We start from the raw sequence: 16,446 nt of genomic DNA, 5'->3' as shown, positions 1-16,446 counted from the left end.
GGCAGCGTCTCTGGTCTACACCACTCAGTGGTGTAGACCTGTTGTAGCACGATGAACGCGGGATAAGGAACCCACGAATCCGCGGTCACGGCGCTACAGCGCGTACTCGTCCGGACGGCCAGGCCGGCCCCCGCTCACCTCACGTTGTCGCGGTCCATCTCCTCCGCCACCTCGGCCGGCTCCCGCCCCGGCGTCCGCAGGCCGAACCGCGTGATCGCGAACCGGAAGACGGCGTAGTACACCGCCGCGAACGCCAGGCCGATCGGGATGATCGCCCACGGCTTCGTCGCCAGGTTCCAGTTGATGACGTAGTCGATCAGGCCCGCGGAGAAGCTGAAGCCGTCGTGCACCCCGAGCGCCCAGCTCACCCCCAGGGAGACGCCGGTGAGCACGGCGTGGACGGCGTACAGCGCGGGCGCGACGAACAGGAAGGAGTACTCCAGGGGTTCGGTGATGCCCGTCACGAACGACGTCAGCGCGACCGAGAGCATCAGGCCGCCGACCTCCTTGCGGCGTTCCGGCCGGGCGCAGTGCGTGATCGCCAGCGCGGCGGCCGGCAGCGCGAACATCATGATCGGGAAGAAGCCCGTGGTGAACTGGCCGGCGTCCGGATCGCCCGCCAGGAACATGTTGATGTCACCGTGCACGGGCTTGCCGCCCGGTGGCGTGTAGGTGCCGAACTGGAACCAGACGGGCACGTTCAGGAACTGGTGCAGGCCGATGACGAGCAGCGCCCGGTTGGCGAGGCCGAAGAGGCCGGCGCCCCACGCGCCCAGGTCCCGCAGCCAGTGCGCGAAGCTCTCCAGTGCGTCGCCGACCGGCGGCCAGACCCACAGGCACAGGGCCGCGAAGGCGATCGCGACGAACGCCATGATGATGGGGACGAGGCGGCGGCCGTTGAAGAAGCCCAGCCAGTCCACCAGCCGGGTGCGGTGGTAGCGGGCCCAGAAGAAGGCGGTCAGCAGGCCCATCACGATGCCGCCGAACACCCCGGGGTTCTGGAACGTGAACGCCGTCACCGCGCCGACGCCCGCACCGACGCTCACCTGGCAGCCGACGTCCGGGACCGCCGTGGAGCCGCCCGGGCACCGCTCGGGGAACTGGTGCAGGACGTTGTAGTAGACGAGGAAGCCGGCCACCGCCGCCAGTGCCGTGGAGCCGTCCGACTTCTTCGCCATGCCGATCGCGACGCCCACGCAGAACAGCAGCGGCAGGCCGAGGGAGCCGTCGAGCAGCGCGCCGCCCGCCCCCTTCATCACCTTCGAGACGTCGGTCCAGCCCAGGCCCTGGTCGCCGAACACGTCGGGCTGGCCCAACCGGTTCAGGATGCCCGCGGCCGGCAGCACCGCGATGGGCAACTGAAGGCTGCGGCCCATCTTCTGGAGGCCCTGGAACAGCCGGTCGGCGTGGACCCGGGCGGGGCCGGCCGTGCTCTCGGCACTCATGGCGTCCTTTCCGGGGCGCCCGACCGGGAGGCGGTTTGGCGACCTTCCCCAGGGTGGTGTAGACCAGTCGGCGGACGGTTCCGCTGTCGTGATCGCCATCATTCGGCACGGACGGCATGACCGCTCGCGAAGATGGGCCAACTGTGGGTTACTGCGACAAAGCGGTTCGGATCAGGGAGAAGGAACATGGCCAGCAAGGCTGAGAAGATCGTCGCCGGGCTCGGCGGCATCGACAACATCGAGGAGATCGAGGGCTGCATCACCCGGCTGCGCACCGAGGTGTCCGACCCCTCGCTGGTCGACGAGGCCGCCCTGAAGGCCGCCGGCGCCCACGGCGTCGTGAAGATGGGCTCCGCGATCCAGGTCGTCATCGGCACCGACGCCGACCCGCTCGCCGCGGAGATCGAGGACATGATGTGAGCACGCTGGCTCACCGGTGAACCCGGTTCACCCGCAAGGGGCTCATCCCGACACGGGAGGAGCCCCTTCCGCCTGTGCCGATAGGCTCGTCGGCATGTCTCGCATCGACGGCCGTACCCCCGAACAGCTCCGCCCGGTCACCATCGAACGGGGATGGAGCAAGCACGCCGAGGGCTCCGTCCTCGTCTCCTTCGGTGACACCCGGGTCCTCTGCACCGCCTCCGTCACCGAAGGCGTCCCGCGCTGGCGCAAGGGCAGCGGTGAGGGCTGGGTCACCGCGGAGTACGCCATGCTGCCCCGCGCCACCAACACCCGCGGCGACCGCGAGTCCGTCAAGGGCAGGATCGGCGGCCGCACCCACGAGATCTCCCGGCTCATCGGCCGCTCCCTGCGCGCCGTCATCGACTACAAGGCGCTCGGCGAGAACACCGTCGTCCTCGACTGCGACGTCCTCCAGGCCGACGGCGGCACGCGCACCGCGGCCATCACCGGCGCCTACGTCGCCCTGGCCGACGCCGTCGCCTGGGCCCAGGGCAGGAAGCTCGTCAAGGCCGGCCGGCAGCCGCTCACCGGCACCGTGAGCGCCGTCTCCGTCGGCATCGTCGGCGGCGTTCCGCTGCTCGACCTCTGCTACGAGGAGGACGTGCGCGCCGAGACCGACATGAACGTCGTCTGCACCGGCGACGGCCGCTTCGTCGAGGTGCAGGGCACCGCCGAGGCCCAGCCGTTCGCCCGCGCGGAACTCGACGCCCTGCTCGACCTCGCCGTCGCCGGCTGCGCCGACCTGACCACGCTCCAGCAGGCCGCCCTGGCGCGGACCCGGGAGAGCTAGGCCCTCTCGTTCGGATCATGCCGGGCGCGGGGCGGGGATGCTGCGGGTGCCGGGGCCGAGCGGTGTCTGTCCCGTACCGCTCGGCCCCGGCACCGGGGGGCGTCGGCCCCGGGTGTCACGGGGTGACGTTCCAGCGGTCGTCGGTGCCCGGCGGGTCCTGGGAGACGGTCAGGGTGCGGTTGGGGGTGCTCTCCCAGGTCAGGACGCCGGTGGGGGAGCGCTTGACATACTTGTACTGGACCGTGACGTCGACGGGCAGCTGGACGCTGCTCGACCGGTGCGGGTAGGCGCTCGCGATGGTGCCCAGGGGGACGGCGTGATCCCCTTCGGTGACGGGTGGCGGCGGGCGCCGCCGGGGGCGGAGGCGGGTCCGGGCCCGCGTCCGCCCACATCCCAACACGGTGTGAATTCAGGGAGTGATCGAACGTCCTTCAAGCGTTCGATCAGCGATGCGATCCGGCCGCACGGCCCGCGTTTCTTCAGGAGCTTCATCAAGTCCTGAACGAAATGCCGGACCCGGAGGGCAGGCCTCGGGCAGGCCCGGCAAGGCACGGACCCACGCGCACTTCTCCGGAATGACATGTGCGGGCCGCCTCCCGGCCCGTGGCCAGGCCCCGCGAAAGGCCCTGCAACCCTTGCAAGATGACGCAGAACATTTCATGCGGCTCGGCCACGCTCGCGTAGGAGGAAGGCGAGGTCCCACGGGCAACCCGCCGGGCCTCCCCGGCGTCCCAGTGGGTACGGGCGCACGGCCCATCGGCGTGCGCCCGGCCAGCCGTACCAGGGAGGGGAACCCAACATGGCCGCCAGCCGACGCTCACGCCGGGGCCGCGTCACCGCCATCGCCGCCGTCGTGGCCGCCGCCGCACTCACCGCCGGCCTCACCACCGGCTGCGACGCCGTGAACAAGGCCCTGGACTGCGTACAGACCGCCGACGCCATCGCCGACAACGTCACCGACCTCCAGCAGGCCGTGGAGAACGCCGCCGACGACCCCTCGCAGACCGACGCCTCGCTCGACTCCATCGAGAAGAGCCTGCGGAAGATCGGTGACAAGACGGACGACACCGACGTGAACAAGGCCGTGGACGACCTGAACCAGGCCATCGGCAACGTCCGCGCCGCCATCCGCGACGGCGACGACACCCCCGACGTCGGTCCCGTCACCGACGCGGCCGGCGAACTCACCAAGGTCTGCACGTCGTAGGGGCGTCGGGGCCCAGGGGAGGCCGCGGTCACCCGTGGCTGTGCGGGAGCCTCAGTGCTCCCCGCCGCGGTACCGCTCCCGCTCCCGCTGCTTGTCCCAACGCCCGGCCCGGCGTGCCGGGTCCAGCTCGTGCCGCTCCGCACGGCGCGCGCGCCGCAGCTCGTGCCGGGACTCCCGGCGCTCCAGCTTCTCCTGGCGGCGCCGCTCCTTCAGCCGCTGCCGCTCCGCGCGCGGAAGCTTGCGCTCCACACCGACCCCGCCCCAGAACGCGAAACCACCGACGACCACCCGCGGGGCACCCGGCGCGGGCGGCCCGCCGTCCGCCGGATGCTCGAAGGCGCCCATCACCCCGATCCCGCGTACGACGACCTCGACCCCCGGCGGCACGACGATCTGGAGGCCGCCCATGACCGCCACACAGACGATCTCGACCTCACGGTCCGCGAAGTCCGCGTCCCGGAGATCGATGACGCCGCCACCCATGAACGCGAAGCAGCTGAACCGCTTCGGCGCCGTCCAGCGGCCCTTGCGCTCGAACCCCGACAGGATCGCGACCGCCCCCGTCGAGGACCCCGCGCCCCCGGTGATCCGGTCGGCCCAACCGCCGTCACCCACCGGCGCCTTGCTGAAGGAGACGGGGGCCGGTGCCACGGCGCCGGCCCCGGGCAGATCGCGGGTCAGCGGCGCCAGCTCGCCGTACGTCCGCGCGGTGTAGGCCGCCTCCAGCCGCTCCTCGAACTCCTCCATGACGAGCCGCCCCTCGGCCAGGGCGTCCCGCAGGATCTCGGCGACTCGCTCACGGTCGGCGTCGGACGCCCGGAGGTCCGGGGCTGCGTCGTCGCTCATGGCGACACCCTACGAGACCGCCCTCTCCGCGTACATCCTGGCGATGACGGCCTCGATGTCCGGTTCCCGCACCGACAGGTCCACCAGCGGGTACCGGGCCGCCAGATCCGCCACCAGGGGCGCCGCCGACTGCCCCGCGGGGAACGCCAGCCACTGCCGTGGCCCCTCCACCCGCACCACCCGCGCCGACGCCACCTCGACCGGCGGCAGCTCCCGCTCCAGGTCCACCACCAGCGTCCGTTCGCTCTCGCCGGCCTCGTGCAGCCCCGCCAGCGAACCGTCGTACACCAGCCGCCCGTGGTCGATCACCATCACCCGCGAACACAACTGCTCGATGTCCTGGAGGTCGTGCGTGGTCAGCAGCACCGTCGTACCGCGCTCGGCGTTCACCTCCCGCAGGAACTCCCGCACCCTGGCCTTCGACACGACATCCAGACCGATCGTCGGCTCGTCCAGGTACAGCACCTCCGGATCGTGCAGCAGCGCCGCCGCGATGTCCCCGCGCATCCGCTGCCCCAGCGACAGCTGCCGCACCGGCACGTCCAACAGGGCACCCAGGTCCAGCAGGTCCACCAGCCGGTCCAGGTTCTGGCGGTAACGGGCGTCCGGGATGCGGTACATGCGGTGCGCCAGCCGGTAGGAGTCGGCCAGCGGCAGGTCCCACCACAGCGTGGTCCGCTGCCCGAACACCACCCCGATCCGGTGCGCCAGCCGCGCCCGTTCCCGCGCCGGATCGATGCCGGCCACCCGCAGCCGTCCCGCGCTCGGCGTCAGGATGCCGGTCAGCATCTTGATCGTGGTCGACTTACCCGCGCCGTTCGGCCCGATGTACCCGACCATCTCCCCGCGCGCCACGGTGAACGAGATCGAGTCCACCGCCCGCACCTCGTGCCGCTCCCGCTTGAGGAACCCGGCCTTCCGGCGCACCTCGAAGACCTTCTCGACCTTCTCCAGTGCGATGAGGTCACTCACGCTAACTCCCTGTGCCGCGATACGAACGGAGTCCCGCCCGCCAGGCCGACCCCGCCAGCGCACAGCACCCCACCGCCACCAGCGGCGGTGTGAACGCGGCCCACTCCGGCAGGTCCAGCGGATAAGGCCGCCCCAGCACGTAGCACGCGGGCAGCCAGTTGACGAAGGCCAGCGGCAGCACGAACGTCACCCCGCGCACCAGCTCCTTCGCGAACACCGTCGGCGGGTACTGCAGCAGCGTCGTACCGCCGTAGGTGAAGGCGTTCTGCACCTCCGAGGCGTCCTGCGCCAGGAACTGGAACGCCGCCCCCGCCACGAACACCGCGGCGAAGATCCCGAAGCCGCTCACCACCGTCACCGGCATCAGCAGCACCTTCGGCACCGTCCACGCGACGTCCAGCCGGGTCAGCGACCAGCCCAGCACCAGCGCCCCCTGCGTCACCCGGCCCAGCCGGCGCAGCGCGAACCGGTCGGCCGCCACCTGCGCCAGCACCGGCGCCGGCCGCACCAGCAGCGTGTCCAGCGTGCCGTCCCGCACCCGCCGCCCCAACCGGTCCATGGAGCCGATCACCAGATCCGCCAGCCCGAACGAGGTCGCGGACAGCCCGTACAGGAACGCCACCTCGGGCAGCGAGTAACCGCCCAGCGTGTCCACCCGGGAGAACATCAGCATGATCGTGACGAAGTCGAAGAAGGTCGCCGCGAAGTTCCCGAACGTGGTCATGGCGAAGGACGCGCGGTAGGCCATGGTGGACCGCACCCACATCCCCGCCACCAGCCGGTACGCCCGCACCCACCCGGCCACGCGCTCCAGCGCCCCCGGCTCCGCCGGGCTCCCCTCAGCCACCCTGCACCACCACCCGGCGCGTCGCCGCCGACTGCACCAGCCGCCCCGCGCCCAGCAGTACCACCGCCCACGCCGCCTGGAACAGAAAGGTGGGCAGCGGCTCCCCGTGACCCAGCAGGATGTCCGCCGGCGCCTGGAGCAGCGAGGACCACGGCAGCGCCCGTACGACCTCGCCGAACGCGCCCGGGAACACGTTCAGCGGCAGCAGCATCCCCGAGCAGAAGTACCCCAGCAGCCAGGCCATCTGTGCCACGCCGGTGCCGTCCAGCAGCCAGAAGGCGCTCAGCGCCACCAGGTACCGGATGCCGAAACCCACCAGCATCGCGAGCAGTACGGCGACGAGGAAGGCGACCCAGGTGCCGGCGTCGGACGGCAGGTGCACGGGGAAGCACAGCGCACCGAACAGGAACGGGACGAGTCCCCGGCCGAGCAGCTGGAACAACGCCCGGCCCAGGTCCGCCGCCAGCCACCACAGCTGGAGGTCGGCCGGCCGGTACAGGTCGATCACCACATCGCCCGTACGGATGCGCTCGATCAACTCCTCCTCGACGCCGCCACCCCCGATCGCGAGCGTCGACAGGAACGCCTGGCCGAGCCAGACATAGGTGACGACCTGCGCCTGGTCGTACCCGCCGAGGTGCGGCTTCTGGTCCCACAGCGCGCGGTAGGTGTAGACGAGGATCAGCCCGAAGGCCGTGTTCGTGAACACCCCTGCCGCAGTGGCGGCCCGGTAGGTCGCGTACCGTCTGAAGCCCCCTGCCGCGACGGCCGCATACAACCGTCCCGCACCCACGCCAGTCGACCTCCTCGGACTGCTCGCACCGAAGCGCAGGAGCCTAGTCCGGAGCCCCGGTGGTCGGCCACGCGTTATCCGGCCGGAAGCGTGCCGGAATCCGGGAACGGAACGCCAGGTGCGAGAGTCTTCAAACAGGGGGCGCAGAAGGCGTACGAGGCGTACGGGAACGTACGACGCGAAACAGGAGTCCGTGCACGACATGAGCGACGAGCCGCAGCCGCAGCAGCCGAACGAGGGCGCGGCACCGAAAAAGCCGCTGCCGGCTGAAGGGCCGGGGAACCCGGGGCGCCGCGAGCCGCGCGGGGGGACGAGCGGGTCCGACGACACCGCGGGGCGGCTGCCCCACGAGCCCGCCGCCCGCCCCCAGCACACCACGACCGGCCCGGCCGGCCCCACGAACCGCGGTACCGGTACCGGTGCCCGGGGCGCCGAGGGCACCCGGGCCGGTGCCCCGGGCGCGCCCGGGTCCGACGTCGGCCGCAGGACCCAGGGAGCACCGGGCCGTGACGCGGACCGGACACCCCGGTCCGGTTCCGGCCCGGCGGACTCGACGCCCCGGCGCGGCTCCGATCCGACCGCCCAGGACCGTACGGCCTCCATGACCCGCGCCCGCCAGGCGGCCCGGGCCCGGACGGAACAGGCGGAAGCCGCGGACACCGGCAGGCCCGGGAGCACGGGTGCCCCTGCGGGCGCCGACGGCGTCAAGGGCTCTGGCGGCACCAAGGGTTCTGGCGTGGCTGCCGGTTCGGGTGGTGCCAAGGGCTCCGGCGGGGCTGCCGGTAAGCGGCCCGGCGCCGGTGGGACGGGTGCCTCCGAGGGGGCGTCCGGGGCGGAGCAGGCTCAGTCGGCCGAGAGCACCCAGGTGCTCCGGCGTGTCACCCCGCCCAGAGGTTCCGAGGCGTCCGCGGCCGGGTCCGCGTCCTCGGCGCCGTCCGGGAAGGGCCGCAGGCAGCCGCAGGCCGGACAGACGCCCGGTGCCGCCGAGGCGTCGGGCAGGGCGGCCGGTGCCGCCGCGAGTGCCGGTACCGCTGCCCGTGCCGCCGCCGGTTCCGGCAAGGCGGCCGGTGCTGTCCCGGGTTCGGGCAAGGCGGCCGGTGCTGTCCCGGGTTCGGGCAAGGCGGCAGGTGCCGGTGGGGCGCCGGCCGAGACCACGCAGGTGCTGCGGCGGGTCGGTGCGCCCCGCCCGGGGGAGCCCGGCGACGCCGGAGCCTCCTCGGCGGGTAAGCAGGACCCCGCCGGACGCACTCCCCGTACCTCCGTGCCCCGCCCGGCCGGCCAGAACTCCGGCACCGGCCCCGCCGCCAAGGGCACCGGTGCCGCCGCCGAGTCCTCCCCGGCCGCCGCACGGGCAGCCCGCGCCGCACGCGCGGCCGGTGCCGCCGGAGCAGCCGCCGGAGGTGCCGCTCAGGCATCCCCGGCCGGTGCCGGTGCCGGTGCCGCCGCCCGTACGGGCTCGTCCGAGGCCGAGACCACCGCGCTCGCCGCCACCGACGGCCCGACCGCCGCGGACGATGGCGCCGGCGGCGGTGGCAAGGGCAAGAAGGGCAAGCGGCCCAGGCGGACCGGATGGCGGCGGCTCGTGCCGACCTGGCGCATGGTGCTCGGCACCTTCGTCGTCGGCGTGCTTCTCGTCATGGGCCTCTTCTTCGTCGGCTACTCCCTGGTCAAGATCCCGTCGGCCAACGCCTTCGCGACCAAGCAGGCCAACGTCTACCTCTACGCCGACGGCTCCCAGATCGCCCGGGACACACGCGACAGCCAGGTCAACCGCGAGAACGTCGGTCTCGCCGAGATCTCCAAGGACGCCCAGCACGCCGTACTGGCCGCCGAGGACCGCGACTTCTACACCGAGTCCGCCGTCGACCCCAAGGCGATGCTCCGCGCCGGCTGGAACACCGCGACCGGCAAGGGCAGGCAGTCCGGCTCCACGATCACCCAGCAGTACGTCAAGAACTACTACCTCGGCCAGGAGCAGACGCTCACCCGCAAGGCCAAGGAGTTCTTCATCTCGATCAAGCTGGACCGCGAGAAGACCAAGGACGAGATCCTCGAGGGCTACCTCAACACCAGCTACTTCGGCCGCAGCGCCTACGGCATCCAGGCCGCGGCCCAGGCCTACTACAGTCGTGACGCCGCCGACCTGGACCCGGCCCGCGCCGCCTATCTCGCCGCGCTCGTCAACGCGCCCAGCGAGTACGACGTCGTCGCCCATCCGGAGAACAAGGCGGCCGCCGTCGCCCGCTGGAACTACGTCCTGGACGGCATGGTGAAGAAGGGCTGGCTCAGCCAGTCCGAGCGCGCCGGCGTGAAGTTCCCCAGGCCCAAGGAGCAGATCCTCTCCACGGGCCTGTCGGGTCAGCGCGGCTATCTCGTCGAGGCGGTCCGGCACTACCTGATCACCAACAAGATCGTCACGGCCGACCAGCTGGAGGCCGGCGGCTACCGCATCACCACCACCATCCAGAAGAACAAGCAGGACGCCTTCGTCAAGGCCGTCGACGACCAGCTGATGTCGAAGCTGGACAAGAAGAACCGCAAGGCCGACACCTATGTCCGGGCCGGCGGCGCCTCCGTCGACCCGAAGACCGGCGAGGTCGTCGCCATGTACGGCGGCGTCGACTACGTGAAGCAGTACACCAACGGCGCGACCCGCGGTGACTTCCAGGTCGGCTCGACGTTCAAGCCGTTCGTGTTCACCTCGGCGGTGGAGAACGGCTCGACCACCCAGGACGGCCGCACGATCACCCCGAACACGATCTACGACGGCACCAACAAGCGGCTCGTGCAGGGCTGGAGCGGCGCGCCGTACAACCCGGAGAACGAGGACCAGAGGTCGTACGGCCCGATCACCGTCGGCAAGGCCACCGACCTGTCGGTGAACTCGGTGTACGCGCAGATGGCCGCCGACGTGGGTCCCGCCAAGGTCAAGCAGACCGCGGTCGACCTCGGCATCCCCGCCGGCACCCCGGACCTCTACCCGTCACCGTCCATGGCCCTCGGCACGGCCAACGCCAGTGTCCTGGACATGGCGGAGGCCTACGCCACGCTCGCCAACCACGGCAAGCACGGCACGTACACGCTGGTGCGGAAGATCACCAAGGACGGCACCGAGGCGGTCGAGCTGCCCGGGCGCCCGGTCAGGCAGGCCGTCAGCCGGGAGGCCGCCGACACCACCACCTCCGTGCTGCGCAGCGTGGTCGCGAGCGGCACCGCCACCGCCGCACAGGGCGCGGGCCGGCCGGCGGCCGGCAAGACCGGTACCGCCGAGAGCGACACCGCCGCCTGGTTCGCCGGATACACCCCCGACCTGGCCACGGTGGTGTCCGTCATGGGCCAGGACCCGGTGACGGCCAAGCACATGCCGCTGTACGGCGCTCTCGGCGTGAGCCGTATGAACGGCGGCGGCCCGCCCACCGAGATCTGGGCCCAGTACACGCGCAACGCGCTGAAGGGCAAGCCGGCCGGCGACTTCGACCTCCAGCTCCAGACCGGCGCCGACCAGCCCCAGGCGCCCGGCACCGCCGTCCCGACCCAGCCCGGCACCGACGCCGGCCAGGACACCGGCGGCACCGCCACGGACGGCGGCACGGACGGCGGCGGCGCGACCGCCACCCCCACCGACGGCGGCACCACCGGCACTCCCACCGACGGCGGTACGGCCACCGGCGGGGGCACCCCCACCGACGGCGGTACGACGACCGGCGGGGGTCCCACCACCACCGGCGGTGACACGACCGGCGGCGGTGGTACGGGCACGGACGGGGGCACCCCCACCGGCGGCGGTACGGCCGACGGCGGTGGCACGGCCACCGACGGCGGTGGCACGACGGGCGGTGGCGGCCCCCAGGGCGGCGACTCGACCGGCACCGACGCGGGCACCGGCGGCTTCCCCGGCACCTGACGTCAGGGGCCGCCGGCCGCCCGCGGCCCCACCACGGAGGCACGGCGAAGAGGGCCGGTGACGATGCTCACCGGCCCTCTTCGCCGTTGTCCGAAGTCAGAGATACAGGCCCGTGGAGTCCTCCGACCCCTCGAACCGGTCCGCGGCGACGGCGTGCAGATCGCGCTCGCGCATCAGCACGTACGCCACGCCCCGCACCTCCACCTCCGCCCGGTCCTCCGGGTCGAACAGGACGCGGTCCCCGGGCTCCACCGTCCGTACGTTCTGGCCGACCGCGACGACCTCGGCCCAGGCCAGCCGCCGTCCGACCGCCGCGGTGGCGGGAATCAGGATGCCGCCCCCCGACCGCCGCTCGCCCTCACCGGTCTCCTGCCGCACGAGAACACGGTCGTGCAGCATCCGGATGGGCAGCTTGTCGTGACGGGGGGTGCTGTGCTCGTTTCTGTTGGCGCTCACGCTGTGAACCTACCTGTCCTCGCCCGGCCCGTACGCGCCCGGGTCACCGCTCAGTCCCTGCGCCGCCGGGACGCGACGGCCAGCAGCCCCACGACCCCCACGACGACGAGCGCGGCCGGCACGACCCGCTCCAGCCGGGGTGCGCCCTCCTCGTCCACGAATCGCGCCCGTACCTCGCTCACCATCCGGTTCACCTGCACATATGCGCGTCCGACCGTGTGGTCGACGTTCGCGACGACCTTGGCCTTCGCGTCCCCGACGATCGTCTTCGGGTGTACCCGCACCCCGATCTCGTCGAGCGTCTCGGCCAGCACTTCACGGCGGCGCCTGATGTCCGCCTCGATCTGCGCCGGGGTTCTGGTGTCCGACGTGTCCGCCACCGTACGGCCTCCGAAGTCTGCTGATGCTGTCCCGGACAGTCTGTCAGCTCCTGCCCGCACCGCACCGCAAGGCCCCCCGGTTACGCTGGTCCGATGAGCGAGCGACTCCAGCCCGGGGACGTTGCCCCCGCCTTCACCCTCCCCGACGCCGACGGCAACGACGTCTCCCTGTCGGACCACGAGGGCCGCAAGGTCATCGTCTACTTCTACCCGGCCGCCCTGACCCCCGGCTGCACCAAGCAGGCCTGCGACTTCACCGACAACCTGGAGGTCCTGGCCGCCGCCGGCTACGACGTCATCGGCATCTCCCCCGACGAGCCGCAGAAGCTCGCGAAGTTCCGCGAGAAGGAGTCCCTGCGGATCACCTTGCTGGCCGACCCCGACAAGCGGGTCACCGAGGCCTACGGCGCCTACGGCGAGAAGAAGAATTACGGCAAGACGTACCTCGGGGTCATCCGCTCCACGGTGATCGTCGACGAGCGGGGCAAGGTCGAGCGGGCCCTGTACAACGTCCGCGCGACGGGCCACGTAGCGAAGATCATCAAGGACCTGGGCATCTGACCACCCCGCTGTGCCACCCCACGGCCCGTACCGCCGCGACGCGGTGCGGGCCGCTCTCCTGGCGTGACCGGGAATCCCCCGTGGCGCGGCACCCCTGACCGGTAGCATGTGCGTGCACGCGGCCGTGGCGGAATTGGCCTACGCGCAACACTTAGGATGTTGTGGGAGAAATCCCTTGAGGGTTCGAGTCCCTCCGGCCGCACAGATGTGAGCCGAAGGCCCGCCCAGGATTCCTGGGCGGGCCTTCGCGCGCTCCTGTCGTCAGCCCATCAGCTCCCGGACCACCGGCACCAGCGCCCGGAACGCCTTCCCCCGGTGGCTGATCGCGTTCTTCTCCCGCGGGCTCAGCTCGGCGCACGTACGGGTCTCGTTCTCCGGCTGGAGGATCGGGTCGTAACCGAAGCCGTTCGTGCCGGCGGGGGCGTGCCGCAGGACGCCCCGCAGCCGGCCCTCCACCACCCGCTCCGTGCCGTCCGGCAGGGCGAGGGCGGCGGCGCACGCGAAGTGGGCGCCGCGGTGTTCGTCGGCGATGTCGGACAGCTGGGCCAGGAGCAGGTCCAGGTTGGCGCGGTCGTCGCCGTGCCGGCCCGCCCAGCGGGCGGAGAAGATGCCGGGCGCGCCGCCCAGGACGTCGACGCAGAGGCCGGAGTCGTCGGCGACGGCGGGCAGGCCGGTGGCCCGGGCGAGGGCGTGGGCCTTCAGCAGGGCGTTCTCGGCGAAGGTGACGCCGGTCTCCCTGACGTCCGGGATGTCGGGGTAGGCGTCCGCGCCGGTGAGTTCGTGCGGCAGGCCTGCCTCGGCGAGGATCGCCCTCAGCTCGGTGATCTTTCCGGCGTTGCGGGTGGCGAGGATCAAGCGGGTCATGCCCGCCAGTATTCCTCGCCTCCCGGTCACAGCTCCGTCTGCCCCGCCCCCCGGAGCGTGCGCAGGTCGAACACCTCGGCCATCCTGGCGTAACCCAGGTCGCTGGGGTGCAGATGGTCGCCGGAGTCGTACTCGGCGCGCAGCCGGCGGGGGTCGTAGGGATCCCGCAGGGCCTGGTCGAAGTCGACCACGGCGTCGTACACCCCGCCGGCCCGGATCCGGGCGTTGACCTGCTGCCGTACGGCCTCGCGGGCCGGGGTGTAGCCGCGGTGGCCGCGGAAGGGCATCAGGGTGGCGCCGACGGCCTTCAGTCCGCGGGCGTGGGCCTGGCGGACGAGAGTGCGCAGGCCGGTGACGATGCGGTCGGGATCGACCGGCTCGCGGTTGCGGAGGATGTCGTTGACACCGAGGTCGATGACGACCGCCCTGGCGTTGGTGCGGGCCAGCGTGTCGCGGCCGAAGCGGCCGAGGCCGCTCTGGTTCTCGGCGGGCCGGCCGAGACCGTCGGCGAGGACCTGGTTGCCGCTGATGCCCTCGTTGACGACGCTGTAGCGCGGCAGTTGACGCCCGCTCTCCAGGGCGCCGCGCAGCCGGCCGGCGAGGATGTCGGGCCAGCGGTGGTTGGCGCCGGCGGTGGAGGTGATGCCGTCGGTGATGGAGTCGCCGAAGACGACGACGGTGCCGTCGGCCTCGTTGCTGAGGACGTCGAGCGCCGTCAGATACCGCCAGTAGGGGGTCTGTTCGGTGTACGGGGCCCCGGTCACGTCCTCGGCGCGCTCACCGTCGGCGACGAAGGACGTCTGTCGGGCGTGGGGGTGATAGGTGACCGGCCCGGAGGGGGTGGGGGAGTACGTGGTGACGAGGACGTCGCTGCCGCGCGGGATGGCGAGGCGTACGGCGTCGCTGACGATCTGTCCGCCGGCGGGGATGACGACGCCTGTGCTGCCGTCGAACGTGAGGCGCCGCATCGTCGCCGCGTCGGCGGCCGCGGTGCCGTCCCCCGTCGAGAGCGCGATCGTGGCGTGGGTGAGGGGCAGCGGTGACTGGCCGTACAGATTGGAGAGCGTGACGCGGGCACTCGTACCACCGGTGGCGGTGTGGACGACGTTGCGGACCGAGCGGCCCGCCATGCCGGCCGCCTCGGTGCCGGGTTCGCCGCCGACGGGGGCGGTGGCCCAGGCGCCCACCCAGGTGCCGGTGGAGGCGGGGGCGGCGGCGGAGTCGCGGTGCGGACGGCTGTCGGCGAGGGCGCCGCGGACGGTGCCGGGGGTGCCGTCATCGGCTGCGACGGTGACGTAGATGGCGCCGGACAGCGCCGCGACCAGCGCGACGAGTGCGCACAGGACGGCATAACCATGACGCTTGGTCATGCTTGTGTTGTTCTCCTCGGGAGATGGGAGCCCGAGGCTCCGATCCTGCTGAGCCCATGATCCGTCATGGGCCGGGGAGATCTGGCAGAACCCTGCCACTGCTCCCGTTCAGACAGACGCCGGGAACTCCGGTTTCGTTCCAGGAGTCGGTCGGACAGGGACAATTGTGTGCGGGATCACCGAACGGGTGGAGCTGATGGAACCTACCGAGACGGAAACGCCGGGACGGGGCACGTCGTACCGGACCATGACCGCGTTCACCCCGGCCGACGAGGAGCGCCGGCGCGGGGTGCGGCGGATGAAGCTCACGGCGGCGGGGCTGCTGCTGCTGGTGGCCGTGGTGTACGTGCTGGCGAAGGTGGCCGGCCACGCGGGAGCCGGGACGTGGACGGGATACGTGGCGGCGGCGGCCGAGGCGGGCATGGTGGGCGCGCTCGCCGACTGGTTCGCGGTCACGGCCCTCTTCCGGCACCCGCTCGGCCTGCCCATCCCGCACACCGCGATCATCCCCAACAAGAAGGACCAGCTGGGCGTCTCGCTGGGCGAGTTCGTCGGGGAGAACTTCCTCTCCGAGGACGTCGTACGGCAGCGGCTGCGCGCGGTCGGGATCGGCAGCCGGCTCGGCACCTGGCTGGCGGAGCCGGAGCACGCCGACCGGGTGACGGCGGAGCTGGCCACCGCACTGCGCGGCGCGCTGACGGTACTGAGGGACTCCGACGTACAGGCGGTGGTCGGCGAGGCGATCACCCGGCGGGCGGACGCCCGGGAGATCGCACCCGGACTCGGCACCATGCTGGAGAAGGTCGTCGCCGACGGCGGCCACCGGCGCGTGGTCGACCTGGTGGTGACGCGCGCCCACGACTGGCTGGTGCTGCACCGCGACGACGTGATGGTCGCCGTGGAGGGCGGCGCCCCCGGCTGGACCCCGCGGTTCGTGGACCGCAAGGTCGGCGAGCGGGTCTACAAGGAGCTGCTGCGCTTCGTCACCGAGACGCGGGACATGCCCTCCCACCCGGCGCGCGGCGCCCTCGACCGCTTTCTCACCGACTTCGCCGCCGACCTGCAGTCCGACACGGACACGCGCGCGCGGGTGGAACGGCTCAAGACCGAGGTGCTGGGCCGGGGCGAGGTGCAGGAGCTGATCGCGTCCGCGTGGACGGCCGTACGGTCGATGATCGTGGCGGCGGCGGACGACGAGCGCAGCGAGCTGCGGCTGCGGGTACGGGCCGCGCTGCTGTCACTGGGCACGCGGATGGCGACCGAGGCGAAGGTGCAGGGGAAGGTCGACAGCTGGGTGGAGGGCGCGGCGGTGCACGTCGTGACGACGTACCGCAAGGAGATCACCTCGCTGATCACGGACACCGTGGCGGGCTGGGACGCCGAGCACACCACCCGCAAGATCGAGGCCCACATCGGGCGCGACCTCCAGTTCATCCGGATCAACGGCACCGTCGTGGGCTCCCTGGCCGGGCTGGTGATCTACACGCTGTCGCGCGGGCTGGGGGCCTGACCGGACCCCGCAGGCCGGGGCGGGGCCCCTCCGGCCGGG

At 72.3% G+C, this 16,446-nt stretch carries 16 protein-coding genes and 1 tRNA gene; 7 read left to right on the top strand and 10 right to left on the bottom strand.

Features of this window, described 5'->3' with window-relative positions; translation table 11 throughout:
* Nucleotides 1–134: 134 nt before the first annotated feature.
* Nucleotides 135–1,445: a PTS transporter subunit EIIC gene (locus tag ACF1BE_RS16785; RefSeq protein WP_392199778.1), complete on the bottom strand. Its 1,311-nt coding sequence runs from the start codon at nt 1,443–1,445 to the stop codon at nt 135–137.
* Between the two features lie 186 nt (nt 1,446–1,631).
* Here ACF1BE_RS16785 and ACF1BE_RS16780 point away from each other — a divergent pair, with 186 nt between their 5' ends.
* Nucleotides 1,632–1,865: a glucose PTS transporter subunit EIIB gene (locus ACF1BE_RS16780; protein WP_392199777.1), complete on the top strand. Its 234-nt coding sequence runs from the start codon at nt 1,632–1,634 to the stop codon at nt 1,863–1,865.
* 94 nt (nt 1,866–1,959) lie between these two features.
* Nucleotides 1,960–2,697, top strand: coding sequence for a ribonuclease PH (gene rph, locus ACF1BE_RS16775; protein ID WP_392199776.1), 738 nt, complete (start codon nt 1,960–1,962; stop codon nt 2,695–2,697).
* Nucleotides 2,698–2,812: 115 nt separating this feature from the next.
* On the opposite strand, the gene ACF1BE_RS16770 is transcribed toward rph, so the two are convergent.
* Nucleotides 2,813–3,097 carry a carbohydrate-binding module family 20 domain-containing protein gene (locus ACF1BE_RS16770; RefSeq protein WP_392199775.1) on the bottom strand — a complete coding sequence of 95 codons (285 nt, stop codon included), beginning with the start codon at nt 3,095–3,097 and terminating at the stop codon, nt 2,813–2,815.
* 399 nt (nt 3,098–3,496) lie between these two features.
* Between ACF1BE_RS16770 and ACF1BE_RS16765 the strand changes: the two genes are divergently transcribed.
* Nucleotides 3,497–3,904, top strand: a complete 408-nt coding sequence (locus ACF1BE_RS16765) for a hypothetical protein (RefSeq protein ID WP_392199774.1) — start codon at nt 3,497–3,499, stop codon at nt 3,902–3,904.
* Between the two features lie 51 nt (nt 3,905–3,955).
* Here the strand turns inward: ACF1BE_RS16765 and ACF1BE_RS16760 are convergent, their stop codons facing one another.
* Genes ACF1BE_RS16760 through ACF1BE_RS16745 form a run of 4 tightly spaced genes read right to left on the bottom strand, consistent with a single transcriptional unit; the run spans nt 3,956 to nt 7,362 of the window.
* A complete protein-coding gene (locus ACF1BE_RS16760) occupies nt 3,956–4,750 on the bottom strand; it encodes a DUF1707 domain-containing protein (protein WP_392199773.1) in 795 nt (264 codons plus the stop codon).
* A 9-nt stretch (nt 4,751–4,759) separates the two neighbouring features.
* Nucleotides 4,760–5,722, bottom strand: a complete 963-nt coding sequence (locus tag ACF1BE_RS16755) for an ATP-binding cassette domain-containing protein (protein ID WP_392199772.1) — start codon at nt 5,720–5,722, stop codon at nt 4,760–4,762.
* Nucleotide 5,723: 1 nt separating this feature from the next.
* Nucleotides 5,724–6,569 carry an ABC transporter permease gene (locus tag ACF1BE_RS16750; RefSeq protein ID WP_392199771.1) on the bottom strand — a complete coding sequence of 282 codons (846 nt, stop codon included), beginning with the start codon at nt 6,567–6,569 and terminating at the stop codon, nt 5,724–5,726.
* Nucleotides 6,562–7,362 carry an ABC transporter permease gene (locus tag ACF1BE_RS16745; protein WP_392199770.1) on the bottom strand — a complete coding sequence of 267 codons (801 nt, stop codon included), beginning with the start codon at nt 7,360–7,362 and terminating at the stop codon, nt 6,562–6,564. The genes ACF1BE_RS16750 and ACF1BE_RS16745 overlap by 8 nt, the downstream gene beginning before the upstream one ends.
* Before the next feature lie 1,159 nt (nt 7,363–8,521).
* On the opposite strand from ACF1BE_RS16745, the gene ACF1BE_RS16740 reads away from it, so the two are divergent.
* Nucleotides 8,522–11,266, top strand: a complete 2,745-nt coding sequence (locus tag ACF1BE_RS16740; protein WP_392199872.1) for a transglycosylase domain-containing protein — start codon at nt 8,522–8,524, stop codon at nt 11,264–11,266.
* Nucleotides 11,267–11,362: 96 nt separating this feature from the next.
* On the opposite strand, the gene ACF1BE_RS16735 is transcribed toward ACF1BE_RS16740, so the two are convergent.
* Together ACF1BE_RS16735 and ACF1BE_RS16730 are read right to left on the bottom strand one after the other, a co-directional pair.
* Nucleotides 11,363–11,722, bottom strand: coding sequence for a GroES family chaperonin (locus ACF1BE_RS16735; protein WP_392199769.1), 360 nt, complete (start codon nt 11,720–11,722; stop codon nt 11,363–11,365).
* A 50-nt stretch (nt 11,723–11,772) separates the two neighbouring features.
* Nucleotides 11,773–12,102, bottom strand: coding sequence for a DUF3618 domain-containing protein (locus ACF1BE_RS16730; RefSeq protein ID WP_392199768.1), 330 nt, complete (start codon nt 12,100–12,102; stop codon nt 11,773–11,775).
* Between the two features lie 93 nt (nt 12,103–12,195).
* Between ACF1BE_RS16730 and bcp the strand changes: the two genes are divergently transcribed.
* Together bcp and ACF1BE_RS16720 are read left to right on the top strand one after the other, a co-directional pair.
* Complete coding sequence (gene bcp, locus ACF1BE_RS16725; protein ID WP_392199767.1) at nt 12,196–12,663, top strand: thioredoxin-dependent thiol peroxidase; 468 nt, start codon at nt 12,196–12,198, stop codon at nt 12,661–12,663.
* A gap of 118 nt (nt 12,664–12,781) precedes the next feature.
* Nucleotides 12,782–12,865: transfer RNA gene (locus ACF1BE_RS16720), tRNA-Leu, on the top strand.
* Between the two features lie 59 nt (nt 12,866–12,924).
* Here ACF1BE_RS16720 and rdgB read toward each other — a convergent pair.
* Together rdgB and ACF1BE_RS16710 are read right to left on the bottom strand one after the other, a co-directional pair.
* Nucleotides 12,925–13,527: an RdgB/HAM1 family non-canonical purine NTP pyrophosphatase gene (rdgB, locus tag ACF1BE_RS16715; RefSeq protein ID WP_392199766.1), complete on the bottom strand. Its 603-nt coding sequence runs from the start codon at nt 13,525–13,527 to the stop codon at nt 12,925–12,927.
* 26 nt (nt 13,528–13,553) lie between these two features.
* A complete protein-coding gene (locus tag ACF1BE_RS16710) occupies nt 13,554–14,897 on the bottom strand; it encodes an SGNH/GDSL hydrolase family protein (protein WP_392199765.1) in 1,344 nt (447 codons plus the stop codon).
* Between the two features lie 196 nt (nt 14,898–15,093).
* Between ACF1BE_RS16710 and ACF1BE_RS16705 the strand changes: the two genes are divergently transcribed.
* Nucleotides 15,094–16,407: a DUF445 domain-containing protein gene (locus ACF1BE_RS16705; RefSeq protein WP_392199764.1), complete on the top strand. Its 1,314-nt coding sequence runs from the start codon at nt 15,094–15,096 to the stop codon at nt 16,405–16,407.
* Nucleotides 16,408–16,446: the final 39 nt, after the last annotated feature.

Source organism: Streptomyces sp. NPDC014991, from assembly GCF_043080665.1.
In the GTDB taxonomy this organism is placed as follows: Bacteria; Actinomycetota; Actinomycetes; order Streptomycetales; family Streptomycetaceae; genus Streptomyces.
The sequence above is the reverse complement of the archived record's forward strand: the minus strand, read 5'-3'. Positions and strand labels throughout refer to the sequence as shown.